Consider the following 23,762-nt stretch of genomic DNA (forward strand, 5'->3'; position numbering starts at 1 on the left):
TGAACTCTGCAGCTATACATTCTACTGCCTTAAGATACGTGCCGTCAGGAAGATTTGTTTACGTGCTGATCAAAACGGACGGCGTTGCGGGATTTGATCATACGGCACCTCATAAGCGAGTGATTTCAACAGAAAAAAACCGCACAATGTGCGGTTTTTCGTCAGGCGTGATGCACCTCGGTCTCATATTTTTCCCAAGCTTCATCAAATGTCGCCATCGTTTCTAAATAGTCGGCGCTCAGTTCTAAATAAGAACTGAGCTCGTGATAATCGCTTGACGTTTTCGGAAAGCCGTGATCTTCGTATGCCTGATTCGCAAACCGGCTGATTGCGTCCTGCGGTTTGGGATGCCTGTATTTCATCAAATAGTGATAAAAGGATTTCATGGGTTTCCCCTCCTGATGACTGTCTTTTGTTGTACTATTATACAATTCAAGTGTGAAATTACAACAAAAGAAGACTAGGAGAAGTCAAAATAATTCCGTTTCAAGATCCGTTCTGTCTCCATCAGCTCTTGATATGTGAGTGTTTCCGGTAATTTTTTTGCATTGACTAAAAAGAGCTGATTTTCGATTTCTGCTATGACCGCTTCCTCCTGATAAGTCATACCGCAGGAGGAACAGGCGAATGCAGGTGTTTCTGTAATTTCTATGGCCCTCGTACCGTCAGGAAGCTCCCAGTACACAGCCGCCTGACAAGCTGACGCCTTCTGATTGCCGCACCACTCGCATGGCTTCACGGCGATTCACCTCCGACTTCCGATCCTGCTTTTTGCTCTTTCTTTTGCTGTGCAATAAATTTCTTTTCTTTCAATTCATCTCTCTTTTCCCTGCGGTCTTTCAGCGTTTCATGATCAGGGTTTGATGTAAACGTTTTCCTCCTGTCGATCCTCGATACATTTTCCGGTGTGAACGAAACCTCTTTGTCCGCGAAAATGGCGCTCAGTCCGACCGGCTCTTGTTTGGCCATCGTTCCCGGAAAAACAGATTCAAAATAGTCGTCGGCTTGATTCGGGATATAGTTTTCCGGCTCGGGATAAGATGTAATCACCCCTTCGAAGTTTCTGATCACAACTTTCTCCGGACTTTGGGAGAGCAAGTAGTTCGGCTGCAGGGCGATTTTACCGCCTCCGCCCGGGGCGTCGACGACAAAGGTCGGCACGGCAAAGCCCGTTGTGTGGCCCCTCAGTCCTTCAATGATTTCCAGCCCTTTCGACACAGGCGCTCTGAAATGGCCGATTCCCTCTGACAAATCACATTGGTAAATATAATACGGACGCACGCGGATTTTCACTAAATCATGCATGAGTTTTTTCATAATCGGCACCGAATCGTTAATGCCTGCTAAAATAACGGCCTGGTTACCGACCGGAACACCTGCGTTAACGAGCTTTTCACACGCCGCAACCGATTCTTCCGTCAGTTCGATGCTCGTATTAAAATGAGTGTTCAGCCAGACCGGATGATATTTTTTCAAAATCTGACAAAGGTTATCCGTTATCCGCTGCGGAAATACGACGGGCGCTCTCGTTCCGATCCGGATAATTTCAAGGTGGGGAATGTCACGCAGGTTTTTCAAAATATATTCCAGAATCTGATCGTTGATTAAAAGCCCGTCTCCGCCGGAAATCAGGCAGTCACGGATTTCCGGCGTTTCCCGGATGTAAGCGATTGCCGCATCAAGCTGTTTTTTCGGCACCCCCATTCCGATCTGTCCGGAAAAACGCCTTCTTGTGCAGTATCGGCAATACATCGAGCATTGATTTGTCACCAGAAAAAGAACGCGGTCGGGATAGCGGTGCGTAAGACCGGGAACCGGTGAATCTTCATCTTCAAACAGCGGATCTTCAAGGTCATATTTCGTTTTGTGCATTTCTTCTGACAGCGGCACGGACTGCATGCGGATCGGACATCTCGGGTTATCGGGATCCATTAAAGAAGCATAATAAGGCGTAATGTTCAGGGGAATGGTTTTTACAGACATCCTGACGCCTTCTTCTTCCTCTTCGGTCAAATGAATGACTTTTTTCAGGTCATCGACGGTTCTTACAGTATGGGTGAGCTGCCACAGCCAATCATTCCACTTTTCTTCCGGCACATCTTTCCACAATTCAATCTCCTTCCAATGACGCTTTGGCTGAAACCATTTGTTTGTCAAACGAATTCCTCCTTATGAATGGCCAAACGTAAAGTCTTGCACCATATATTCATATTTTCGAGCCCTTCTGAAATGCGGCAGTTGTTCACAAGCCTGCCTCTGTAGCCGTATCCCGCATGGTACAAAACGGCATTCATCCCGTAAGACGCTGCACGGGCCAAGGAAAAAAGATGAATGATTCCCCGGCCAGCGAGTTCCTGCTCCAACGCTTTAAACAAGTGTGCTGTTACGGAGTTCCCCCTGTAATCTGACAGAACCGCGCAATCGGTCATTTCAGCGTGCCCCAATACCGGATTGATATCTGCGCTTGCCGCCCCAATGAGACGATCCTGATCAAATGCGGCATAATAGATGGTGTTTTCTCTCATTGTTTTTTTAATATAAAGGGGATTAAAGACAGGAGTCGGATAGGTAAGAAAAACATGTTTATATAAGTGCGATAAGCGGTCTGCATCATCTTCGTCCGCTTTTCTGAACATTAGCGCGCTTTCAGTCTGAGTCAGTCCCCGCTGCGGTGTCTCATATAAACGGTCAACAGTCGAATCTTCTGATACATATGAATCTGACCGTCTCCGTTCCTCTGATAAATAGCGCACCATCACAACAGCCTCATGCCCGTTGTAATACCCGTCTATGACACCCTCAACAATAAAAAGATGCTTGACAAATTCCGGCTCATCGCCGCGCTTAGCAAAGAAAATTACCTTTTGGGCTCCTTCTTGCTTTGCTTCTGCCAAAACGGCCGGAATAAGCGCCGTAATCTGCCCGTCATAACGAATGACTCTGAGCCGCTCATTGAAACGGTCTGCATCAATCTCAGCCGCCCCCTTTTCAGCCCTCAGTTCCTTTATCAGCTCCGTCACCCCCATCTGCCACCCCGCACCATTCCATCATAAAAAGAGAAATGATTTTGACGGCATCGATTAACGCCCGGATTTCAATGTATTCATTCGCCTGATGCGCCGCCTTGACTTCTCCCGGACCGAAGACGATGACCGGCGTCTGTCCCGCGTGCTGCAAAAGCCCTCCGTCCGTTCCCCACGGGGACGCTTCACGAACCGGTTTTGCCCCTTTCATTTTCTCAAAAGAAGATTCCAGAGCGGAAATCAGCGGATGCTCATCCGGGAGATCATTCGGAAGCCACTGAGCCCCAAACCATTCTATTTCCGCCGGGTGGTGTTTAAACCATTCATCCCGGTACTCCAAATCTTTCAGCCAGCTTGCCAATTCTTCTTTTACTGCTTCCGGCGTTTCATTCGGCGCTATTCCGCACCTGCCTTCTATCACCACACGGTCAGCTACCGATGATGGCCACGTTCCCCCTTGGACGGTGCCGATATTAATGGGAACCGGAATCGGAACGTCCCGATAAAGCGGGTCTGTGATACGGGCGTTGCGGACGTGTTCAAGCTCTTTAAGGGCTGTGATGACATGCAGGCTTTTTTCAATGGCGCTCACCCCTTCATAGCGGGTGCCGCCGTGTGCGGACAATCCTCTTACCGTAATGCGGAACCACATAGATCCTTGCTGCTTAACAAACAGCTTTAAATTAGTCGGTTCCGGAATAAGCGCCCCGTCAGCCTTGTAGCCCCTCATAACAGCCGACAGCGTTCCCGCGCCGCCGCACTCTTCATCTACGACACTTTGAAACAGAACATCTCCTTTTAACGTAATCCCGCAGGCTTCAAGCGCTTCTAACGCAAACAAGAGGGCTGTATTGCCGCCCTTCATATCCGTTGAACCGCGGCCGTAAACTTTGCCGTCTTTTTCAACAGCGGTAAACGGTTCATACGTCCATGCGGCGGGATTTCCTTCCGGGACAACATCAATATGTCCGTTCAGTATCAGTGATCTTCCGCCCCCGGCCCCTTTTTTTACGGCTGTGATATTCGGGCTTTCATGGAAATTTTCGCGTTCCGATACAAAATAAGGATGCTCTTTCAAATGTTTGACACTCGGCTCCCATACATCAATATCCATGTCAAACTGTCTCAGTTTTTCTAAAACGACTGCCTGTGCGTTAAATTCATGGCCGAACGTGCTTTTTTCCCCGATCAGCCGTTTCAGCAAGCTTACCGCTTTTGCTGTGTTTTCTTCCGCCCACTCAGTGACTTTCTTTTCTAATTGATCCATGGACAGACCCCCTTTTAAGAAAACATTCTCCCAATCTGATTTCGGCATCCGTTGTTTGAATGACATCGTCTATGGTCGTGCCATTCAGCAGTTCCTCAAGAACAAAAGCCCCATCATCTATGCTGATGACGGCTTTCTCTGTAATGATGAGATCTGCACAGCTCGCTGCTGTAAGCGGCAACGAACAGCTTTCGACCAGCTTCGGCCGGCCTTTCTGATCGGTGTGGCTCATGACGACAACCACTTTTTTCGCGCCTTGGGCAAGCTCCATCGCCCCGCCCATTCCGGGCACTTTTTTCCCCGGCACGAGCCAATTGGCGAGATCACCTGTCCTGCTGACTTGGAGCGCGCCTAAAATGGTAATATCTATCAGCCCTTTTCTGATCATGGCAAAAGACAGAGCTGAATCAAAATAGGAAGCACCCTTAACTGTACTGACAGGAAATCCGGCCGCATTGCATAAAAGCTCATCCTCTTCTCCGCGCTCCGGACTTCCGCCGATCCCCAGGACGCCGTTTTCCGCCTGCAGCATTACCTCCATGCCGTCCGGCAGAAAATTCGGCACTAAAGAAGGAATGCCGATCCCCAAGTTGACGATCATTCCTGAGGTAACTTCACTGGCGGCCCGCCTCGCAATACTCTCTCTTCCCGCTATTCCCAAGCCCATCTCCACTTCACTCCTTCACTTTGCACGACACCCTCCACGAAAACGCCCGGCGTTACAATATGCTCGCTGTCAAGTTCGCCGGCAGGCACAATCTCTGCAGCCTCAGCAAATGTTCTTTCGGCCGCCGCAGCCATCAGAGGGTTCATGTTGCGCGCCGTTTTGTCAAACGTCAGATTCCCAAATTCATCAGCAGTATGTGCGGACACAAAAGCGAAATCAGCCGTCAGCGCTTTTTCAACTAAATAGGACTTTCCGTCAATCGTTACGGTTTCTTTGTTTTCACAAACGGTTGCGTTATCAATGCCGATATCAGTTAAAATACCGCCTAGCCCCGCTCCGCCTGCGCGAATCCGTTCAGCAAGCGTCCCTTGCGGCGAAAATTCCACCTCAAGCGCTCCGTCAGTCATTTGCCTGCCCGCGACAGGATTTGAGCCGATATGGGAAGCGATCAGCCTTTTTACCCGTTTATGAACGATAAGCGGGCCGATGCCGATTTCCGGAAATCCGGCATCATTGCAGATGACGGTCAGCTCTTTAACGCCGCTTTCCAAAATCGCTTCGATTAATGACGGAGGTGAACCCACTCCCCCAAAACCGCCGAACATGATGACAGATTCGTCCTTGACATCGGCAATTGCTTCATGAATATCGGTTTTTTTATGAAAAATAGACATATCAGCTCAATCCTTCTTCATCATTTTTTCAACTTCTTCTGCGGCCTGGGAAAATAGATCTGACAGCTCATCCAGCTCAGCATATGAAATCGTGAACGGCGGGGCGATGATGACGGCGTCTCCTTCCCCGCTGTCAATACCGGGCTTTGCAGGGTAAATAAGCAGGCCCCGTTTTTTTGCCGCTTTAATGATTTTTTCGGTGAAGGCCTGTTTTTTCGAAAAAACGTCCTTCGTCGTTTTATCCTTAACGAATTCAACCCCGATCAGGAGGCCTTTACCGCGGACATCCCCAATCACCCCGCTGCGCTCTTTGATTTCTTCTAATTTCCGTTTCAGCATTACGCCTTTCTCCTCTGACTGCCGAAGCAGCTCGTATTTCTTAACATAGCGAAGCACTTCAAGCGCCGCTCTTGCACAGTATGGGTTGGCACTGTACGTATGTCCGCTCATAATGACCCCGGAGCCCCGCTTGATCGTTTCAACGATGTCATCAGACGCAACAGCTGCCGCTATCGGAGCGTAACCGGCGCCTAACCCTTTTCCGAGCACCGCGATATCAGGTGCGATCCTCCAATGCTCAGAAGCAAGCATCCGCCCTGTTCTCCCGAGCCCCGTCATGACTTCATCCGCGATAAACAAAATACCGTGCCTGCGGCAGACATCCTCAAGCGCTTCATAATAATCTGCCGGCGGAGTGATGGCCGCCCCGGCTGCTCCGACAATCGGTTCTGCGACAAATCCCGCGATAAATGAGGAACCGACCCGCTGAACAGCCGTTTCCAGTTCAGCCGCCGCAGCCTTCACAAATTCCTCTCCCTGCAGCTCAGAACGATACATATTAGGCGCTGAAACGGCCGGAAACCGTTCAAGCAGTTGGGTGAAGCGGTATCTCCGTTCGTAGAATCCTGATAATGAAAGCGCTCCCAAAGTAATACCGTGATAACTGCCCCATCTTGATAGAAAGACGGATTTTTGGTATTGCCCTTTTTCCTGCCAATATTGAACGGCTATTTTCATCGCTGTTTCGACTGCCTCTGAGCCGCTGTTTACAAAAAATGACCAATTCAGCCCGCCCGGCAGATGATCGGCCAGGAATAAAGCCAGTTCTTCTGCCGGAGTACTGGTGAATTGCGAGCGATACACAAACGAAACGGAGTCAAGCTGCTCTTTTAAAGCTTGTATAATATCCTCCGTGCCGTGGCCGATATTGCAAGTGACCGCCCCCGATGCTCCGTCAAGATACTTGTTCCCCTCCTGATCATACACATATGATCCCTTTCCATGACTGACTGACGGATAATTCCCGTCAAGCTCCGGTTTGATTAAATAGCTCCCCATATCTTTCCACCTCGAAAACCCATTTGCTTCATTGTATGAACAGATGAATAACCGCATTCTTATCCTTCAGAAAGTTTTTTGCAGAAAATACCTTTCTGTAAAACAGGCTGCCGGAGATGTCCGACAGCCTGAAGAGCGTTCTGGAAATTCTATTCCTATTGTTGATTTTATTCTTTGCTCAGCTCATCATCACATCATTTTTGATCTGAATCAGTATAAGCAGAAAGCGGAAAATTCCCGTCTTCTTTACTGTATGGGAATCAATATTTCACACAAATGATGATTCACCTTTTGTAAAGTATACCTTTCGATAATGGGCTGTTCTCTGATTGATAAATTATTTTTTTCGATCTCAGAAAAAACAGTGTTCCAAAATCCGCTGACTTCCTCTTTTGTATGACTAAGCAAGAAAACAGCGTACTTCCCTCCGGAAAATGTACCGATCCGGGCTGGTTCAGGCACATGGTCTTGATTGGTAACAAGACAAACATCATAGCGGCATTTCTCTTTAGGAATACGATTCGGATGATTTTGCGGAATTCCTAAAATGACAGAATGATCAAGCAGGCCATTCAATTGTGTCCAGTTTTTAAATGACTCCATCAGTTCTTTGTTTTGCTTTCCGCCATACTCTCCGACGTTTCGGAAATAAGCAATTCTTGATTCAGGTAATTCTTCAATCGTTATGTCCACATTTTCGCCCCCTCCTCCAGAAAGGTAATATGTATTAAAATGTTTTTCAAGCTGATTTTTCAGCATGGAAATAACAAAAAGCCTGCAGAAAGTGATGTTCTCTGCAGGCTGATTTTCATTATAGGATTTTTTTCAGTCTAACAAATAAAAGCCGCACCGACGATGATTAATAAAATAAACAATACCACAATCAGCACAAAAGTGCTGGTTCCGCCTCCGCAGCCGCCGTGCCCGTAACCATAGCCAAAACTGCCGCAGCCGTAGCCATATCCGTATCCGTACATACGCAGATCATCCTTTCTTCTTACGATATACGGCATTGTATGCGGGCCAACTCCCAATTGGTTTATGCGAATGCCCAACTATGTAAGAAAATAATGAAAAATTGTATGCACGCGCCGAAATCTTTTGAAGCCGAGTTTTTCATAAAAGCGGTTTACACCGTCCATCCCGGACGTCACAAGGTATACGGTTTCCATGCCGTTCAGCTTTGCCGCCGCCATCAGCTCATTCATCAATATCGATCCGTAGCCTTTTCGTTGGAATTGATCCAGAATTGCGACTTCTTCTATTTTTGCGGTTTTATCTGCTTTGTTGATGAAAAGCTCTCCGCAGCCGATCGGAATCGTTTGTGAGGCATCGCTGTAGCACACGACAAGCATAACCGTTCCGTCCTTATACAAAGGATATTTCCGCTCAAGCTTTTGTTCGGCCGCCGCCTCGCCAATGTAAAGGGCATCATAGATGTTCATAATAGACGACCCGTCGGCGAGGCTTTTTTCCGTTCCCCAAGCAGTGAGCGGGTGTCCGGCCTGCAGGTCCCCATTTTCCAGTTTCCTTGCAAAAAACAGCTCATCTTCCACTACGCAGCCCTGCTTTACCAGAGTTTGTTTCAGAAGAAGCGGAAACGTGTGCTCCGGAGCCGCTTTCACATGAATATAATTGGCTTGAAGCATGCCCGGAACGGACGAAAAAAACGGCAGGAGTTTGTCTAACGGAAATGTATGGTGCAGCTGAATAAAGTTATGCGAAAAAATCTGCGGCAAAAAAGGGTCCGTATATACACTGAAATGCTCGAACCTCTGAATGCCGGAAGTAAGCTCTATATACTGCTTCTCGGTTTTATCAAATTGATCGGTCATAAAAGCTCTCCTTTTCCTTACACATCCAACTGCATCTCTCAACCTTTTGTTATATTGAGATTTCTCATAATTTCATCGTACACCGGATAGAACGGCATTCCAATTGGTAATTGTTTAATTTGCTGAAAGGAAATGGGTATCGCCTTCTGATTCGCAAAAAAGCGTTTCGCTACGTCATGACTGATCGGATGGAGAACCCCTCTCAAATAAACATAAAATTCCCGTTCAATGCGAAACAGCATTCTCCCGGGCAGATGTTGAATACAGCCCGATGTCCCCCGGCTGATCGGCGGACCGTCCGGAAACGCTTGTATTTCGTCCCGTTCTAAAGCCGGGATGTCATGCCGTTTAAATCGGTAAAAGCGAAATGCGCTATGATCAACCAGCCTTTTCTCCCCGTCTTCTATAAAATAAACATGAAACTGATCCCTGACGAGCTGAAAATTCGGAATACTGACGGAGTTCTCTTCCTCATATTGAAATAAAAACGGATCCGGAATGACGACGGTTCGCCCTTCATATAACGTATGCCAGCGCTCGTTTACAGGCTTCCTTTTATTTCGGTCAAGCTGATATACTTTCTGATCCGTCCCCTTTACAAAGGACCCGTCGATCAGGACAGACGGAAGCGATTGATACGTGTTCTGAAATGAGTGGGGTGTTTTATAGGTCGTATCCAACACTTCTTTTATCGGCAGAAATGATGTAAATGTGTTGAGCCTGCTCCAAAAAACAGAGTCTCCGTGATTCCAATGCATAACATCTTCGTCCCAAAAGCTGCCGAACTTCTCTTTCACACGCTCAAGCAATGATCTCCGGTGCATCACCGAACAGTGATCAACGAGAAAAGCGGCCTGATCAAGCACCTCTTCAGCAAAACGATAGAAGTGGAATTGTTCTGTTCCGCGCCCGTTTACATGTATCACCTTCTGGCTGGAATAGACGGCATCAAACCCGCTGCATTGATTAAGAACTTCCGCCATGCGGCTGAGCCTATCCGGATGAAATACGGTGTCGTCTGTCAAATAAGTGATGTATTCGCCTTTAGCCCGTGAAAGCGCATCATTAATCAAAACGGCATACCGGGTCGACTTCAGCCGTTCGGCAGGATTGATAAAACTGTTGTCATAATATATGCGAGGATCTTTTATATACGTACTGATGGCAGCCGAAGTTTCTTCATTTGAATGATCATCCATCACAAACAGCTCCCAATTGCTGTAGGTCTGATGCAAAACACTTTCAATCGCCTGTTTCACAAGATCCGGTTTGTTGTAACTCGTTAAGATAATTGAGATCTTCTTTTCCATCCCATCACCCCTTCTGTAAAACGTAAAAAACGGCTCCGAAAGAGACAGAGCCTGATATCCGTTATTAAAAAGCACCCCAGCTGACGATGCTTGAAATCGCGACGTTTGATCTCGTATTATTGAGCGGATTTTGAAAAACGGCCAAATCTGACAGCACTTCTTTGACAATTACGTTTTGCAGTGTGCTGCCGTTAATCAGATTGACGCGTGATACAGGAACCCCAAGCTCTTTTGCCATTACAAGCTGACGCCGCAAATCTGAATGATCTCCGGACGGCTGACGGGATAACAAAAGAAGAAGAAGCAGTACGAGCTGAAATTCCTCCTCAAAACCCCCGTGTTTTACAGTTTCTTCTGAATCCAAAGTATTCCTCTCCTTCATTTTTTAATCTATACAACGTATGTCATTCTCTTACAATCCGCATAGGCAAACAAAGCCTGATTCGAAAATTCAGCTGTTTGATTAAATATTGAAAAAAACACAAGCAAAACGGCATTCGACTTATACCAATCTCTTCAATCAGGAATATGAATAAACGTGAGGTTGAAATTGTTAAAGGAGGTGTATGTCCGCATGAGCGAGGATCGTTTGGAGCTTAAAAAGAACTTATTGAAAACTCTTTTAGCCCCTGTATTTGACAACAGCGCTTTATCTGGCGGCACAGATGGAGGAGATAACGTGAAAAACAGCGTAAAAGAATTATTGGAATCGGCAATTGATGCAAAAGTAGATGAAGCAGCGGCGAAAGACAGTCTCAGCGCACAATCAGTATTGGGAAGCGGTATTTCATTAGCGGCGAGATGGATTTTTGCAAGAATTCAGCCCGGCACTGTCATCAGCATTGTATTGGATTCAGGAGACATGATCGGCCCGGTTCAATTTGTTTCCTTTGACGAAATTCACGGAATCGTTTTTGTTACGCAGGAAAATTCCGTTACACCGGCAGGCTCTGCTACAACATTGCTTGACGTCGACAAAGTTGAAAGTGTCACGTTCACTTCGTAACAGCATATGAACGTTTTATATATCCGTTCAGGATATAAAGGCATATACACGTATTTTGACCGCTGGATCGAGGAAGGCTTTTTACGGTCTTCCGTCCGCTTTTTTTCTGTTTCTGAGTTTGAGGAAGATACCATCCGCAGTATACGGGCATTCAAACCAGACATCAGTCTGATGATGACGGGAGACCGTATTCCGTCTGAATGGCTTCAATGGCTGAAGACAGAACAGATTCCCGTTTATCTATGGATGACGGAGGATCCTTTTTATTTCGATGTGAGCATGACAATCGCCCCGCTTGCCGATGCCGTTTTAACGATAGAACAAAACGCGCTTGATGCTTACCGGCAAATGGGCTTACAGCACGTATATTATGTCCCGATCCCCGTTAATCAGCGGCTTTTTAAGAAACAACCTGCTGAAGCCTCTCTTCACACAAATCTGCTTCTGATCGGATACCCGTATCCGAACCGCGTTGAACTGGTGAAAGCAGCGGCGAAGCTTCCGTATACGCTTCGTATTATCGGGAAGGGATGGCGCAGACATCTGCCTAAAAAAATCGCCAGGCAGCAAAATGTGCTCGTAATGGATGAATGGATTGAACCCGAACATGCCGCATTATATTACAACAGCGCAGACGTGGTCTTAAACCCTCACCGTTCTTATCGGTTTGCGCTCAATCAGAACGGACGCGGCATCGAAAATACCAGTTTAAATACGAGAAGCTTAGACATTGCGGCTTGTCAGGCCTTTCAGCTGACAGACCTTTCTCCCGCGCCCCCGTTTTCATCATTTGTTTCTTACAGCGGGTTTGCGGATTTTGCGGATAAGATCCATTTTTATATGACAAACCCGGGTGAACGTAAACAAATCGCGGCGCTTAATTACCAAGAGACAGTACCGGCGTACACGTATGACCGGCTGCCGGCTGTGCTTGCGGCTATCCGTTCCAGGACTTTCTCATGAAACGCTCTTCACATCAAAAAAAGCAGCTTTGATAAGCTGCTTTTTTCATGTTTATTTTCCGCTTCTGTCAGTCAGTTTTCTCGGGTCAACCTGTTTATTGACCTGCGGGTGAAAGCCGATTTTATCAGCGATTCTTTCCCAAGGCACCATTTTAAAATTTTGATTCACTTTTTGGCCGTGATCTATATTTTCTCCATCTTGTGCGACAAAAAGGCCGAACGGATATTCAGGCCCCAGCCCGAAACCCAGAACGTCAATTCCGTCTGTATCGCTTGTGCCGTCTGTTTCAGGCCCGTCTGTTATCTGAAAGTCCGCAACATATTTGTTCTGTCCCTGTCTTTCATAAATCGCATAGCTGCTGTTACCCTGGCTTGAGGCAAGCAGATAACCTTTCCCGTCAGCAGCGTAGTAAATCGTCAGTCCTTCAATATCAGGGGTTAAATGCCTGCCGTCGGCACGATCGATCACCGTTCCGTTACTGCCGCCGTCCGGCTCAGCGCTGAACTTCCAGATGGCCTCATCTTCTTCTGCGATATAAAGACTGCCGTATTCATCGTCTGCTGCCATCCCTTCTGTCTGAGAATTCATTTTAAACGCCCTTACCTTTTTGCCGGATATGTATCCATTTTTATCCGCATTTAATTCGTATTGTTCAAATTCGCCTTCTTTCCCTGTCACCATCGCGTAATATTTTCCTGTTTTTTGACTGTGGTACAAGCTGAAACCGTATACTTCATCAATTGCTGATGCAATCGGGCGGTCTGGATCTGTAATGCTTTGTAATGTGCCGTTTTTCCCGTCAATGGCGTAAATCTCAATGGTATTCTTTCCTTCAGACCGATTGGATGCCGCCGCAATATCGACTTTTTTTCCGTTCAACGGAAAATCATAGCGGATATCAACATTGTTCAGCTTCCCGGTATGATAGGAATGAAGCGTCTTTCCCTCTAGGCTGTACACGACTAAGCCTGATTTTTTATTGGTTGTGATCAATTTGCTGTTCTGAGGATTCTTGGGGTCCAGCCAAATCGCAGGATCATCAGCTGCATCACCGGCTGTATCAACCGGCTCCGTTTCCGCCGCCGCATTCACGGTAAAGTGATAAGGATCAGACAGCTTATGCTTGGCCTGGGAAGAAACCGCACCGCATGTGAGCATCAATCCGGCTGCCGCGGTTAACAAAAGTGTTTTTGAATGATTCATTTTCCTTCCTCCTTTTAATGAACGTTCACTTTAATTGTAAAATACATACAGGAAGTTCAGTGTTAAGTTTTTGTGAAGATTGTCCGCATGTGAGAATTTATGGAGAGAAAAAATTGACATGAGCAAATATTTAAAATGAATATTTAGTACAATGTTTTATTTGTATTTCTATTCTATTAATCGGATAAAGCGATATGAAAGCGCATCAGATTAATGTTTTTCTCTAATTTTTGATTTATTGGTTTCTTTCATTAACTCGCTGAAATTGTTCAACATATGATGCATGGTAGAGAAACGAGAGTTGGAGGATAAGCCATGCCTAAACAGCAAGCAGTAGAGCTACAACCGTTTTTTCACGATAAAACTGTTCTCGTCACCGGCGGGACAGGGTCAATCGGAAGCCAAATTGTAAAACGCCTTTTGCTCTTAACCCCTAAAGAAGTCATTGTGTTCAGTAAAGATGACAGCAAACAATATGTGATGAAACAAAAATACGCGGATGAACAAAGACTGTCGTTTGTGCTCGGCGATGTTCGTGACTACAGAAGAGTCAACCAAGTGATGAAAGGTGTTGATATTGTCTTTCACACAGCTGCGCTGAAGCAGGTTCCGACATGTGAGGATAATCCCTTTGAAGCCATTCAAACCAACCTTATCGGCGGACAAAATGTCGCAGAAGCCGCTTTGCTGCAAGAGGTGACGCATGTGATTAATATCAGTACCGATAAAGCCGTTTCCCCGGTAAACACAATGGGAGCTACGAAGCTGTTGTCCGAAAAGCTGTTTCATCAGGCAAATCATCATGTTCAAAACCGCGGTACGGTGTTTTGTTCGGTCCGCTTCGGCAATGTGCTCGGTTCACGCGGTTCCGTTATTCCTATTTTATTTGAGCAGTTGATGGCAGGCGGTCCGCTCACCATTACGGATAAAAACATGACGAGGTTTTTTATGTCGATTGATGACGCCGCAACGCTCACCCTGCAATCTGCGGCGATCACAAAGGGCGGAGAAACGTTTATTTTTAAAATGGAGTCCCTGAGGCTCGAAGAACTGCTTCACGGGTTTGAAGAATATGCGTTCCGGCACGGGCTGCCGCGCCCCGCCGCTGTTGAAGTGGGAAAACGCCCCGGTGAGAAGCTTCATGAAGAACTGACCTCTCCTCATGAGACGGAATCTTTATATGAATGGGGCAATCTGTACGCAATATTGCCGGAACCCGCCAAACATCCGGAATTTCGGAAGGTCAATCTCCCCAGATATCAATCCGATCAGGCGCCGCTCATCACAAAAGACACAATCGTAAAGATTATTGAACGATTACATGAAGAAAAAAAAACATAGAAAAAAGGCCTGTCTGATAGGCAGGCCTCATTGCTGAGCTCTATTTTTCAAATAAATGCAGACAGGCTTCATAGCCCTCTTCCTTCAGCTTGTCTTTCGGAATAAACCGGAGTGCCGCAGAGTTAATGCAATAACGGAGACCGCTTGGCCCCGGACCGTCATTAAATACGTGGCCTAAGTGGGAATCAGCTGTTTTGCTTCTCACTTCCGTCCGGATCATCCCGTGGCTTGTGTCCAGTTTTTCGTCAACCTCTTCTTCTTCAATTGGTTTTGTAAAACTGGGCCAGCCGCAATGAGAATCGAATTTATCCAGAGAAGTAAACAAGGGCTTTCCCGATACGATATCAACATACAGCCCCTCTTCTTTGTGATCCCAGAATTCATTTTGAAACGGCGGCTCCGTTCCGTTATTTTGCGTGACTTCATATTGCATGCGGTTTAATGATTTGATTTTTTCTTCTTTATTAAAAGCCATCTTATCTGTCCCTCCAATGCTCATCCAGAAAGCCTTGACGTCCGGAACCTACACGGTAGCGCCCGTAGTGATCAGGATTTTTCTTATAAAAGTGCTGATGATAGCCTTCCGCTTCATAAAAAGGCTCAGCCTTTAAAATGTCTGTCACGATCGGCTTTTTAAATATGCCGCTTTCTTCAAGCTGTTTTTTTGAGGCTTCAGCGATTTGTTTTTGTTCATCGTTATGGTAATATATCGCCGCCCGATATGAACTTCCGCGGTCTGCAAACTGGCCGCCTGCATCAGTCGGGTCGATCTGCTGCCAAAACAGCTCGACAAGCTTTTCATACGGATAAATGTCAGGTTGAAATGTGATTTGAACGGCTTCTCTGTGTCCGGTCGTTTCACTGCACACTTCTTCGTAAGTCGGATTCTCAGTATGGCCTCCTGTATAGCCGGACACCACCTTTTCAATTCCGGGCTGTTCGTCAAACGGCTTCACCATGCACCAAAAACAGCCGCCTGCAAATGTGGCGATTTCTTTTTTTTCTGACATACGGGTGCCCTCCTTTGTTCATACGTGGTATTATTATATTATAGCATGTATAAACAGAATAAAAATAATTCTGCTTTCAGGGGAAGCTAAACGAATGCCACGCTGACTACATATTGGAGGTTCATGATTTGAAAGTAAGGACACAAATGATGTATGATATGGAAGCTTTGCTTCGAAAAGTGTTTAAACAAATCAGAAATGAAGTTAATGAAATTCTAGATAAAGAGCTGTCCAGGAACGAATTCACCATTTTGCGGATTCTCAGTGAACAAGGGCCTAAAAAAGTAACGGAATTCGCCCCCATTCTTGAGGTCTCCGCAAGCCACATTACCGCAGTGACCGACGCTTTAGTAGAAAAGGAATGGATCACCCGCATCCGTTCCAAAGAGGACAGGCGAATTATCAGAATCCATATTACGGAAGCCGGGGAGAAAATTGTCGATCATTTCAACCAGAAAAAAACAGAATACTTTTTTAAACGGTTTGACTGCTACTCTGATGAAGAGCTCGCAACGTTAATCAAACTGTTCAGCAAGCTGGACAAAAAACGCTGACACGAAAAAACACAAATCCCTGAAAGGATCTGTGTTTTTTTTATGAAAACTTATTGTTTCGGATGATAATAGGAAAATTCAATTTCATCCGTGTCGAGATTGATTTTATCCGCTTTTACATACATGCCGTTGTCTAAAGGCATTTCCGACAGACGGATCTCGATGCTTTTATCCCCGGAATGAACGTGCACAAATGACGGGAGTTCATAAAAGCTGTCCATATAATTCAGCACAAAGCTGATCGGCAGACTTAATTCGCCTAATGAAAATTTCGTCACTTTCAAAATCACATCTCCGTTCTCCTGTACGGACGGTTCAAAAGTGACGACCGCGTTAATGGAGGTTGAGAATGCTTTGATTTTACCTGCCACGTGCACATCGTTATTGATGTCCACTTTGTAGTCAAGCTGATTCGATGCCTTCTCTTTTAAGTACGCATTCACAAACCTGGCAAGAGATTCTTTGGAGCTTGTGATATGAAAGCCGTACTCACTTTTTGTCTGATCTTGTATTTTCGCCTGCTCTCCCGGCATAACCAATAATGTCACAATTACCGCGGCGGCAATCACATTGAGTGCGAGAAGAACAAAAAACAGCGATTTCCACTTTTTCATCATTTCACCCTATTCTGCTGGTAACCCTTGTTTTTCAATGATGCCGTACAATCGATCGGCGATGAGTGCATACCCTTTTGCGTTCGGATGAAAATCATCATCCTTTGAAATCTGTCTGCTGCCGCTTTTTTGACTGAACAAGTCTTCAACATTCACCGCGGCGGCGTGGGGATCTTTTTCCAGCTCTTTTGCGGCGATCTTGTTCCAATCCGTTACAACCCCATTAATTTCTTTTAATTCAGGCAGCGTAAACGTGAATGGGTTATACATGCTGACATACACCAGCTCTGCGTTTTCATTATATTTGCGGATTTTTGAAACGATCGCCTTGAATCGTTTCTCAAAAGGTTTCTCTTCCTTTTGGAACGGCTGAACCGTCAGCTGCATCATATTCTGGCGGAGCACCTTCATTAAGTCATTGCCGCCGATGGTAAAAAAGATATAGTCGGCGCTCTTTAATGATTTCTGAACTTTTTTATTATCAAGCTTTTCCAGCAGGTCCGACGTTTTGTCCCCCTGCACCGCATAATTTTTAATATCTACCGTTTTCACATGTCCCTTTTTCTTAAGAGACTCCGCTGCCCTGCCGACGTATCCTGAACCGTCAGGATCTCCTACTCCTTCAGTCAATGAATCACCGACCGCAGCTATGACAATATGATCTTTCGTTTTCGGTTCTTCAGTGTCAGAACCGGTGCGCTGGACAGAACATGCTGATAAAAGCAAAGCCAGTCCGGCGATCAATGAGAACATTCGCAGCTTCAATCTGGTTGCTCCTTCCCCGTCTTACTAGTGGAAAGTGTAACATGTTTTTTCAGATTTGAAAATGTCTAATCTGCCAGTTTACTTGAGCTCCTCAGCCGCTTTGACATCTGACAGGATATCATCATACGGAACTTTCTGCACGCCGTCATAATCTTTAAGCACCTTCCCGTCAGGTCCGACTAAATAAAAAGAGGTTTTATGTATGACCTGGTCCTCTCCCTCCGGCTTTTTGACGATTGATTTAAAGCTGTTCAGCGCAAAATCTTCAATGTCCTTTTGGCTGTAACCGGTCAGAAAATCCCAGTTGCGAAGCGAAAGCGGATATTTGGAAGCAAATGCTTTCAGCTGTTTCGGCGTATCATTTTCAGGATCTACACTGAACGACACAATCCGCACGTCCAGGTTCTCAGCCTTCAGTTTTTTTTGCAGTTCGGTCATGTGAGCCGTCATCGGCGGACAGACTGAATTACAGTTTGTAAACATAAAATCGGCAATCCAGACATGCCCCTTCAGGCTTTTCAGTGACACTGTTTTTCCGTCTTGGTTTTGATATGAAAACGGTTCAATCTGATAGTTCAGCGGGTCTTTTATCGTTTTTCCCCCGCAGGCGCACAAGAGCAGCAAACAAAAGACGGCAGCGAAGATTTTCATTTTTTTCATTTCCATTCCTCCCATGGATAAAACGCTTACAGCATTCATCATAAAAAAATTCCCGCACCCTCCCTTATCAAAAGGAAGGCGCTAAGGAATATGCACCGTTAAGCGTTATGTTTTAAAATCTCTTGGTTGAAAACGGCCTCGTAATCTTTCCACTTCATACGGCGCTTGACATATTGTCGGAATGAATACACTGTTCTCACACTTTGTGAAGCAAAAACTTCTCTCAAATAAAGCTCAAGGTGCTGATGAATTTGAAAAAAATAATGTTCACCTTCCGTGACAACCGGTATTTCTGTCACTTTTACCTGAATCCCGTCCTGTCGTTTGAACTCTAGGCTTTTGAGTAACAAGATATCAATCCTTCTTTTTCGATTGTTTTCTTTTTATTATATACAATCTGAGAAAGCGTGTCTGTCATTTTGCGCGGCCGTTCTAAAAAAAGTCAGATTAACAGGTGGAACAGATCCTGATCTTTATTCACCTCTACGTAATGAAATCCTTTTTGATTCATCCGGGCAATGAGCGCGCCGTAATCTTCCCGATGCTTGAGCTCAATGCCGACCAATGCGGGGCCGCTGCTTTTGTTATTTTTTTTCGTGTATTCAAACCGGGTGATGTCATCATCAGGCCCGAGCACTTCATCAAGGTATTCGCGAAGCGCTCCCGCCCTTTGCGGGAAATTAACGATAAAATAATGCTGCAGCCCCTCATAAATCATCGAGCGCTCCTTCATCTCCTGCATTCTGCCGATGTCGTTATTCCCTCCGCTGACCATGCAGATGACGTTTTTTCCTTTAATCTCTTCCTTGTACAGATCAAGTGCTGATACGGACAATGCACCCGCCGGCTCCGCTACGATGGCGCATTGATTATATAATTCGAGAATCGTGCTGCACACTTTTCCTTCCGGGACAAGCACAACGTCATCGACGACGGTTTCGAGCGTTTGAAAGGTTTCGGCGCCGATTTTTTTTACGGCCGCCCCATCGACAAATTTATCAATTTTCTCAAGTTCAACCACTTGTCCGGCTTTTTTCGATTCAAAATAGGAGGCTGCGCCCTTCGGCTCTACCGCTATGATTTTTGTATCCGGCGAGATGTTTTTCATGTACGTGCCGAGCCCGGACAGGAGTCCTCCTCCCCCTACGCTTGCAAAAAGAAAATGCGGTTCAACGTCAATGTCATTTAAAATTTCGATGGCAGCCGTTCCCTGTCCGGCCATGACATCGGGATCGTCAAACGGATGGATAAACGTGCGGTTTTCTTTTTCACAGCATTCCGCAGAACTCTTATACGCATCATCGAAAGTGTCACCCGTCAATATGATTTCAACAAATTCTTTTCCGAACAGTTCCACTTGGGATACTTTCTGTCTCGGTGTGGTTGACGGCATAAAAATCTTGCCGTGAATGCCGAGGTGTTTGCATGAAAACGCAACCCCCTGCGCATGGTTTCCCGCACTTGCGCATACAATTCCGTTTTCAGTCTGCTCTTTTGAGAGCTGCCTCATTTTATTATAAGCCCCTCTGAGCTTAAATGACCTGACCACCTGCAGGTCTTCTCTTTTCAAATAGATATTGCAGCCATACCTCTCAGAAAGTCTGTCATTCCTCTGCAAAGGCGTATGGATCACAACGTCCTTTACGTTTTGGTGCGCTTTTAAAATGTCTTTTACCTGGATGAGAGAGTCTTCTTTAAGCAACGGTTTCATTTACAGAGTCCTTTCTTATTTAAATCCCTATTTAATATGCCATTATAACATGAATATTCAAACAATAAGATAATTATTTTAATTTCGTAAATAAAAATAAATAAACCGATACAAGAGAAAAAGATATTTTCGATCGCACAAACGTGTTATACTTAAACCAATTAGAACCAAAAGGAGCCAATTCATGAGTGTAATTGAACAAACTGATCCTTTTTATCAACTAGCCGGCGAACATCACACCTTTTCACAAGCGAAACGATTGGCCTCGCAATTTGCCTTATCTGATTTTCCGGTCTTCATAACAGGTGAAGTCGGAACCGGAAAAAAACAAATGGCCAGAGCGATCCACCATAAATCCCGCAGAAACAGCGAACTATTTATTACCGTTCACTGCAGCCAAAGCGAAGAGCGGCTCGAGTATGAACTGTTCGGCGCTGAAGGCGCATTAAACAGGGCCCGCCGCGGAACATTATTCTTATATGAAATCGGAGACATGCCGCTTTCGGTACAGGCCCGCCTTCTTTCCGAGCTGGACGCCGGGCTTTCCGCCCGCATCATTGCAAGCAGCACGGCGGATCTTGGCGATACCGGCGCAGAAAATACGTTCAGCCAAGATTTATTTTACAGGCTTCACGTGTTATGCCTTCCGCTCCCTGCTTTATCTGAACGAAAAAGCGATATACCGCTTCTTTTGCAGCATATGCTGACAGCCACGGGGCAGCATGTTCATATCGATCCGTCCGTTTATCCGCTGTTTGAGCGGCACACCTTTAACGGCAACATCAGAGAACTTCAAAATGCGGCGTACTATATGGCCGCGGCAGCATCCGGCAGCACGATTTATCCCGATGATGTCCCGCTGTATATCAAAAACAGCCAGAAAGCGAAAACAGCTAAGAAAAAAGAAAAACGGCTGACATTGATGGAGAAAGAAGAGTTTTTGTTTATTTTGGAATCAATTAAAGACTTAAATACAAAGGGCGAACCCGCCAGCAGACGGAGCATATCCGAATTAAGCGAAAACAGCACAATGACATTATCGCCCCAGCAGGTCAGAAACAGGCTTGATTACTTAGAAAAGATGAACTATGTGACAAAAGGCCGAGGACGCGCAGGAACAAAAATTACATTAGAAGGGTTGAGCTTTTTGCAGTCACTGCAAAAACAAATCCTTTAAAAAGGAGGACATTTGATTGTTCACAATAAAAGAAGAAATCGCAAATGCCGTCACACACGGAATCGGTGTATTGCTGTCGATTCCGGCGCTTATTTTTCTCATTATCTTCGCGGTGAAATACGGCTCGCCGACAGACATCGTCAGCTTTTCAATCTTCGGCGCTTCAATGCTGCTGCTGTATCTCAGCTCGACTCTTTTGCACAGCATTCAGCACAAAAAAACGAAAGACATTCTTGAGATTGTGGATCATTCCGCGATATACGTATTAATAGCCGGAACATATACGCCATTTTTATTAGGACCCCTTAAAGGGGCGCTCGGTCTGACCCTTTTAATTATTGTTTGGTCGCTTGCCATCGGAGGCATCGTGTTTAAAATCTTTTTCGTAAAGCGGTTTATCATTTTTTCAACGCTTGTCTATTTAATGATGGGCTGGCTGATCATCATCGCCATTAAACCGCTGTACGCTTCGCTGTCAGGCCCCGGTTTCGGCCTTCTTCTTTTCGGCGGCTTATTGTATTCAGCCGGCACAATATTTTATATTTGGAGAAAGGTTCCGTATCATCACGCCATTTGGCACAGTTTTGTTTTAGGCGGCAGCGCCTCGATGTTTTTCTGTATTTTGTTTTATTGCGTCAAAGTTCCCTTTATCTGAAATAAAAAAGCACAGCCTCTCGTATAGAGACTGTGCTTTTTTTATGCACGGAGCCGTTTCTGACCGGCCGGATAATAAGCAGGCTTTATATGTAATTCAATGTCAGCCGGTTTCAGCCGTTTCAGTAATCTGCCCCGCAGCAGCTGGTCTGTTCCCGAAGTGCTGACAGGCACAATCGGGAGATCGAAACGAAGGGCCAGTTCCTCCGGATTGATTTTGCCGTCTTCGGACAGAATCAGACTTTGCCCTTTTTGCAGACGGACTTCCGCCTCCTGAAACACGGCATCCTGGCTGTCTCCGTCACAAATGACACCCATCAGCCGCAGCCAATTTCCGAGAAACGGCATCCGGAAAGCTTTCTCGCCAGCGATAAAACCAGCCGGCTCTTCAAGATGTCCCGCAAGCAGAAGAAGATCAGCCGGGCGCAATCTGGGATGCACATACAATACGGGGCCGTCCGGTATCGGCTGATCATGATGAATGCCGATTGCCGATCCCGACACGTCAATGCAGCCTCTCATAAAGGCTTTCGGCCGCTCATACACCAGCCTCATCTGTTTTTGAAAAGAAAGCCGCGGGTCAAGCTCTTTTTGATTGATATATTCCTGAATATTTTTCATGAACATAAATACAACGTACATCACAAGGCAGCCGTAACGAATCAATTCTTGTCCCCCTGCTTAAACTCAATTCTTTTTCTCGTATACAAGGTACTCATAATCGTAAGGGTTTTTTTCATCTTTTACTCCCTGTTTGCGGGATGTCAATTCCCATTCAGCTTCATTAAATTCCGGAAAAAAACGGTCTCCTTCAAAGACATGGTGAATTTTTGTCATGTAAAGTCTGTCCGCATAAGGAAAGAGCGCACTGTACAGCTGGGCGCCGCCGATCACAAAGCATTCTTCATCGGCCGGGATCAGCTTGAGCACTTCCTCAGCCGAGTCGGCGGTAATACAGCCCGGGAATGAAGATTCGTCCCGTGAGGTTACAACGATGTTACGCCGGTTCGGAAGCGGGCGTCCGATTGATTCAAACGTTTTCCGCCCCATTACAATGGTGTGACCCGTCGTCACTTTTTTGAAATATGCGAGATCATCGGGAAGGTGCCAAGGCAGATCGTTATCTTTTCCGATCAGCCGGTTTTCATCCATCGCAAAAATAAACGAAATCATACGCTGACAGCTCCTTTGATGTGCGGATGCGGGTCATAATCCTCAATGATAAAGTCTTCAAACGTAAAATCAAAAATAGAATCAACATTTCGCGCAAACCGCAGTTTCGGCAGCGGACGGACATCCCTTGTCAGCTGCAAATTCACCTGCTCCACATGGTTTTGGTAAATGTGGACGTCTCCGAATGTATGAACAAACTCACCCGGTTCAAGTCCCGTCACATGCGCGATCATCATTGTTAAAAGCGCATAAGACGCAATATTAAACGGCACACCGAGAAAGACATCCGCTGAGCGCTGATAAAGCTGACACGACAGTTTTCCGTCCGCGACATAAAACTGAAACAGGCAGTGGCAAGGCGGAAGCGCCATATGATCAATTTCGCCGACATTCCAAGCGCTGACGATTAAACGTCTGGAATTCGGGTTTGTCTTGATGTCGTGAATCAGCCGGGAGATTTGATCAATGGTCTCGCCGTCCGCTCCGCGCCATGAACGCCATTGAGAGCCGTAAACCGGTCCGAGTTCTCCGTTTTCATCCGCCCATTCGTTCCAGATGCGGACTCCGTTTTCCTGAAGGTAGCGGACATTCGTATCTCCTTTTAAAAACCAAAGCAGCTCATGCGCGATGGATTTAAAATGGAGCTTTTTCGTCGTAAGCATCGGGAAACCTTCCTGAAGGTTAAACCGCATTTGGTAGCCGAACGTGCTGATCGTACCCGTTCCCGTACGGTCTCCTTTTTTTTCTCCGTTTTCTAACACATGACGGCACAAATCTTTATATTGTTTCATTTTTTTCATCCTTTTAAAGTAGTCTT

At 45.9% G+C, this 23,762-nt stretch carries 30 protein-coding genes; 6 read left to right on the plus strand and 24 right to left on the minus strand.

Annotation, left to right across the window (positions count from 1 at the left end; translation table 11 throughout):
- Positions 1-161: 161 nt before the first annotated feature.
- The 13 genes from NYE38_RS10460 to cgeC form a co-directional block, all read right to left on the minus strand.
- Positions 162-386: a YozE family protein gene (locus tag NYE38_RS10460; protein WP_003153684.1), complete on the minus strand. Its 225-nt coding sequence runs from the start codon at positions 384-386 to the stop codon at positions 162-164.
- 74 nt (positions 387-460) lie between these two features.
- Complete coding sequence (locus NYE38_RS10465) at positions 461-739, minus strand: YokU family protein (protein ID WP_012117773.1); 279 nt, start codon at positions 737-739, stop codon at positions 461-463.
- Complete coding sequence (ablA, locus tag NYE38_RS10470; protein WP_017417985.1) at positions 736-2,157, minus strand: lysine 2,3-aminomutase; 1,422 nt, start codon at positions 2,155-2,157, stop codon at positions 736-738. Before ablA ends, NYE38_RS10465 begins: the two co-directional genes overlap by 4 nt.
- On the minus strand, positions 2,154-3,026 hold the full coding sequence (gene ablB, locus NYE38_RS10475) for a putative beta-lysine N-acetyltransferase (RefSeq protein ID WP_014418140.1): 873 nt from the start codon (positions 3,024-3,026) through the stop codon (positions 2,154-2,156). The genes ablA and ablB overlap by 4 nt, the downstream gene beginning before the upstream one ends.
- Entirely contained in the window at positions 2,989-4,296 is a 1,308-nt protein-coding gene (locus NYE38_RS10480) for a peptidase (protein WP_100262130.1), read from the minus strand. The genes ablB and NYE38_RS10480 overlap by 38 nt, the downstream gene beginning before the upstream one ends.
- The gene (locus NYE38_RS10485; protein WP_017417987.1) at positions 4,262-4,957 is read right to left on the minus strand and encodes a 3-oxoacid CoA-transferase subunit B; all 696 of its coding nucleotides are present in this window, start codon (positions 4,955-4,957) and stop codon (positions 4,262-4,264) included. The genes NYE38_RS10480 and NYE38_RS10485 overlap by 35 nt, the downstream gene beginning before the upstream one ends.
- Positions 4,942-5,631 carry a CoA transferase subunit A gene (locus tag NYE38_RS10490; protein WP_017417988.1) on the minus strand — a complete coding sequence of 230 codons (690 nt, stop codon included), beginning with the start codon at positions 5,629-5,631 and terminating at the stop codon, positions 4,942-4,944. Before NYE38_RS10490 ends, NYE38_RS10485 begins: the two co-directional genes overlap by 16 nt.
- A gap of 6 nt (positions 5,632-5,637) precedes the next feature.
- Positions 5,638-6,969, minus strand: a complete 1,332-nt coding sequence (locus NYE38_RS10495; protein ID WP_017417989.1) for an aspartate aminotransferase family protein — start codon at positions 6,967-6,969, stop codon at positions 5,638-5,640.
- A 246-nt stretch (positions 6,970-7,215) separates the two neighbouring features.
- On the minus strand, positions 7,216-7,662 hold the full coding sequence (locus NYE38_RS10500; RefSeq protein WP_017417991.1) for a GyrI-like domain-containing protein: 447 nt from the start codon (positions 7,660-7,662) through the stop codon (positions 7,216-7,218).
- 137 nt (positions 7,663-7,799) lie between these two features.
- On the minus strand, positions 7,800-7,946 hold the full coding sequence (locus NYE38_RS10505; RefSeq protein WP_014418145.1) for a YjcZ family sporulation protein: 147 nt from the start codon (positions 7,944-7,946) through the stop codon (positions 7,800-7,802).
- Between the two features lie 78 nt (positions 7,947-8,024).
- Positions 8,025-8,804 carry a GNAT family N-acetyltransferase gene (locus tag NYE38_RS10510; protein ID WP_017417993.1) on the minus strand — a complete coding sequence of 260 codons (780 nt, stop codon included), beginning with the start codon at positions 8,802-8,804 and terminating at the stop codon, positions 8,025-8,027.
- Between the two features lie 38 nt (positions 8,805-8,842).
- Positions 8,843-10,114 carry a glycosyltransferase family 2 protein gene (locus tag NYE38_RS10515; RefSeq protein ID WP_017417994.1) on the minus strand — a complete coding sequence of 424 codons (1,272 nt, stop codon included), beginning with the start codon at positions 10,112-10,114 and terminating at the stop codon, positions 8,843-8,845.
- A gap of 64 nt (positions 10,115-10,178) precedes the next feature.
- Complete coding sequence (gene cgeC, locus NYE38_RS10520) at positions 10,179-10,478, minus strand: spore maturation protein CgeC (RefSeq protein ID WP_007407929.1); 300 nt, start codon at positions 10,476-10,478, stop codon at positions 10,179-10,181.
- A 210-nt stretch (positions 10,479-10,688) separates the two neighbouring features.
- On the opposite strand from cgeC, the gene NYE38_RS10525 reads away from it, so the two are divergent.
- Positions 10,689-11,120: a hypothetical protein gene (locus NYE38_RS10525; RefSeq protein WP_017417995.1), complete on the plus strand. Its 432-nt coding sequence runs from the start codon at positions 10,689-10,691 to the stop codon at positions 11,118-11,120.
- A gap of 6 nt (positions 11,121-11,126) precedes the next feature.
- Positions 11,127-12,083: a DUF3880 domain-containing protein gene (locus NYE38_RS10530; protein WP_017417996.1), complete on the plus strand. Its 957-nt coding sequence runs from the start codon at positions 11,127-11,129 to the stop codon at positions 12,081-12,083.
- 51 nt (positions 12,084-12,134) lie between these two features.
- Here NYE38_RS10530 and phyC read toward each other — a convergent pair whose 3' ends face one another.
- Positions 12,135-13,286 carry a 3-phytase gene (phyC, locus tag NYE38_RS10535; RefSeq protein WP_014418150.1) on the minus strand — a complete coding sequence of 384 codons (1,152 nt, stop codon included), beginning with the start codon at positions 13,284-13,286 and terminating at the stop codon, positions 12,135-12,137.
- 315 nt (positions 13,287-13,601) lie between these two features.
- On the opposite strand from phyC, the gene NYE38_RS10540 reads away from it, so the two are divergent.
- Entirely contained in the window at positions 13,602-14,627 is a 1,026-nt protein-coding gene (locus tag NYE38_RS10540; protein WP_014418151.1) for an SDR family NAD(P)-dependent oxidoreductase, read from the plus strand.
- Positions 14,628-14,667: 40 nt separating this feature from the next.
- Here NYE38_RS10540 and msrB read toward each other — a convergent pair whose 3' ends face one another.
- Both msrB and msrA read right to left on the minus strand, forming a co-directional pair.
- The gene (gene msrB / locus NYE38_RS10545) at positions 14,668-15,102 is read right to left on the minus strand and encodes a peptide-methionine (R)-S-oxide reductase MsrB (protein ID WP_007409536.1); all 435 of its coding nucleotides are present in this window, start codon (positions 15,100-15,102) and stop codon (positions 14,668-14,670) included.
- Between the two features lies 1 nt (position 15,103).
- Positions 15,104-15,637 carry a peptide-methionine (S)-S-oxide reductase MsrA gene (gene msrA, locus NYE38_RS10550; protein WP_003153641.1) on the minus strand — a complete coding sequence of 178 codons (534 nt, stop codon included), beginning with the start codon at positions 15,635-15,637 and terminating at the stop codon, positions 15,104-15,106.
- Between the two features lie 128 nt (positions 15,638-15,765).
- On the opposite strand from msrA, the gene NYE38_RS10555 reads away from it, so the two are divergent.
- Positions 15,766-16,191, plus strand: coding sequence for a MarR family transcriptional regulator (locus tag NYE38_RS10555; protein ID WP_003153639.1), 426 nt, complete (start codon positions 15,766-15,768; stop codon positions 16,189-16,191).
- A gap of 50 nt (positions 16,192-16,241) precedes the next feature.
- Here the strand turns inward: NYE38_RS10555 and NYE38_RS10560 are convergent, their stop codons facing one another.
- The 5 genes from NYE38_RS10560 to ilvA all read right to left on the minus strand — a co-directional run bounded on the left by NYE38_RS10560 (position 16,242) and on the right by ilvA (position 19,941).
- Positions 16,242-16,805, minus strand: a complete 564-nt coding sequence (locus NYE38_RS10560) for a DUF2140 family protein (RefSeq protein WP_017417998.1) — start codon at positions 16,803-16,805, stop codon at positions 16,242-16,244.
- Positions 16,806-16,814: 9 nt separating this feature from the next.
- Positions 16,815-17,570 (minus strand): SGNH/GDSL hydrolase family protein, encoded by a 756-nt coding sequence (locus NYE38_RS10565; protein WP_017417999.1) that lies wholly within the window; start codon positions 17,568-17,570, stop codon positions 16,815-16,817.
- Positions 17,571-17,648: 78 nt separating this feature from the next.
- Positions 17,649-18,230 (minus strand): SCO family protein, encoded by a 582-nt coding sequence (locus tag NYE38_RS10570; protein ID WP_025649778.1) that lies wholly within the window; start codon positions 18,228-18,230, stop codon positions 17,649-17,651.
- Between the two features lie 98 nt (positions 18,231-18,328).
- The gene (locus NYE38_RS10575) at positions 18,329-18,580 is read right to left on the minus strand and encodes a DUF2535 family protein (RefSeq protein ID WP_007409532.1); all 252 of its coding nucleotides are present in this window, start codon (positions 18,578-18,580) and stop codon (positions 18,329-18,331) included.
- 92 nt (positions 18,581-18,672) lie between these two features.
- Positions 18,673-19,941 carry a threonine ammonia-lyase IlvA gene (ilvA, locus tag NYE38_RS10580; protein WP_007612085.1) on the minus strand — a complete coding sequence of 423 codons (1,269 nt, stop codon included), beginning with the start codon at positions 19,939-19,941 and terminating at the stop codon, positions 18,673-18,675.
- A 184-nt stretch (positions 19,942-20,125) separates the two neighbouring features.
- On the opposite strand from ilvA, the gene NYE38_RS10585 reads away from it, so the two are divergent.
- Both NYE38_RS10585 and NYE38_RS10590 read left to right on the plus strand, forming a co-directional pair.
- Entirely contained in the window at positions 20,126-21,118 is a 993-nt protein-coding gene (locus NYE38_RS10585; RefSeq protein ID WP_017418001.1) for a sigma 54-interacting transcriptional regulator, read from the plus strand.
- Between the two features lie 16 nt (positions 21,119-21,134).
- Positions 21,135-21,773 carry a hemolysin III family protein gene (locus NYE38_RS10590; RefSeq protein ID WP_003153625.1) on the plus strand — a complete coding sequence of 213 codons (639 nt, stop codon included), beginning with the start codon at positions 21,135-21,137 and terminating at the stop codon, positions 21,771-21,773.
- A gap of 41 nt (positions 21,774-21,814) precedes the next feature.
- Here NYE38_RS10590 and NYE38_RS10595 read toward each other — a convergent pair whose 3' ends face one another.
- The 3 genes from NYE38_RS10595 to NYE38_RS10605 are packed head-to-tail and all read right to left on the minus strand — an operon-like array spanning position 21,815 to position 23,736.
- Positions 21,815-22,438: a lysophospholipid acyltransferase family protein gene (locus tag NYE38_RS10595; RefSeq protein ID WP_017418002.1), complete on the minus strand. Its 624-nt coding sequence runs from the start codon at positions 22,436-22,438 to the stop codon at positions 21,815-21,817.
- Between the two features lie 21 nt (positions 22,439-22,459).
- Positions 22,460-22,945, minus strand: coding sequence for a dihydrofolate reductase (locus NYE38_RS10600; RefSeq protein WP_012117807.1), 486 nt, complete (start codon positions 22,943-22,945; stop codon positions 22,460-22,462).
- Positions 22,942-23,736: a thymidylate synthase gene (locus NYE38_RS10605; protein ID WP_003153622.1), complete on the minus strand. Its 795-nt coding sequence runs from the start codon at positions 23,734-23,736 to the stop codon at positions 22,942-22,944. Before NYE38_RS10605 ends, NYE38_RS10600 begins: the two co-directional genes overlap by 4 nt.
- Positions 23,737-23,762: the final 26 nt, after the last annotated feature.

It is taken from the genome of Bacillus sp. EU63 (assembly GCF_038592915.1).
GTDB classification, from domain to species: Bacteria; Bacillota; Bacilli; order Bacillales; family Bacillaceae; genus Bacillus; species Bacillus velezensis.

Bases quoted from the DNA above. Each gene is read 5' to 3' on its own strand.
- NYE38_RS10460 (WP_003153684.1), bottom strand. From the start codon at position 386: ATGAAATCCTTTTATCACTATTTGATGAAATACAGGCATCCCAAACCG.
- ablB (WP_014418140.1), bottom strand. From the start codon at position 3,026: ATGGGGGTGACGGAGCTGATAAAGGAACTGAGGGCTGAAAAGGGGGCG.
- NYE38_RS10485 (WP_017417987.1), bottom strand. From the start codon at position 4,957: ATGGGCTTGGGAATAGCGGGAAGAGAGAGTATTGCGAGGCGGGCCGCC.
- NYE38_RS10490 (WP_017417988.1), bottom strand. From the start codon at position 5,631: ATGTCTATTTTTCATAAAAAAACCGATATTCATGAAGCAATTGCCGAT.
- NYE38_RS10495 (WP_017417989.1), bottom strand. From the start codon at position 6,969: ATGGGGAGCTATTTAATCAAACCGGAGCTTGACGGGAATTATCCGTCA.
- NYE38_RS10505 (WP_014418145.1), bottom strand. From the start codon at position 7,946: ATGTACGGATACGGATATGGCTACGGCTGCGGCAGTTTTGGCTATGGT.
- NYE38_RS10510 (WP_017417993.1), bottom strand. From the start codon at position 8,804: ATGACCGATCAATTTGATAAAACCGAGAAGCAGTATATAGAGCTTACT.
- NYE38_RS10515 (WP_017417994.1), bottom strand. From the start codon at position 10,114: ATGGAAAAGAAGATCTCAATTATCTTAACGAGTTACAACAAACCGGAT.
- NYE38_RS10525 (WP_017417995.1), top strand. From the start codon at position 10,689: ATGAGCGAGGATCGTTTGGAGCTTAAAAAGAACTTATTGAAAACTCTT.
- NYE38_RS10530 (WP_017417996.1), top strand. From the start codon at position 11,127: ATGAACGTTTTATATATCCGTTCAGGATATAAAGGCATATACACGTAT.
- phyC (WP_014418150.1), bottom strand. From the start codon at position 13,286: ATGAATCATTCAAAAACACTTTTGTTAACCGCGGCAGCCGGATTGATG.
- NYE38_RS10540 (WP_014418151.1), top strand. From the start codon at position 13,602: ATGCCTAAACAGCAAGCAGTAGAGCTACAACCGTTTTTTCACGATAAA.
- msrB (WP_007409536.1), bottom strand. From the start codon at position 15,102: ATGGCTTTTAATAAAGAAGAAAAAATCAAATCATTAAACCGCATGCAA.
- msrA (WP_003153641.1), bottom strand. From the start codon at position 15,637: ATGTCAGAAAAAAAAGAAATCGCCACATTTGCAGGCGGCTGTTTTTGG.
- NYE38_RS10560 (WP_017417998.1), bottom strand. From the start codon at position 16,805: ATGAAAAAGTGGAAATCGCTGTTTTTTGTTCTTCTCGCACTCAATGTG.
- NYE38_RS10570 (WP_025649778.1), bottom strand. From the start codon at position 18,230: ATGAAAAAAATGAAAATCTTCGCTGCCGTCTTTTGTTTGCTGCTCTTG.
- ilvA (WP_007612085.1), bottom strand. From the start codon at position 19,941: ATGAAACCGTTGCTTAAAGAAGACTCTCTCATCCAGGTAAAAGACATT.
- NYE38_RS10585 (WP_017418001.1), top strand. From the start codon at position 20,126: ATGAGTGTAATTGAACAAACTGATCCTTTTTATCAACTAGCCGGCGAA.
- NYE38_RS10600 (WP_012117807.1), bottom strand. From the start codon at position 22,945: ATGATTTCGTTTATTTTTGCGATGGATGAAAACCGGCTGATCGGAAAA.
- NYE38_RS10605 (WP_003153622.1), bottom strand. From the start codon at position 23,736: ATGAAACAATATAAAGATTTGTGCCGTCATGTGTTAGAAAACGGAGAA.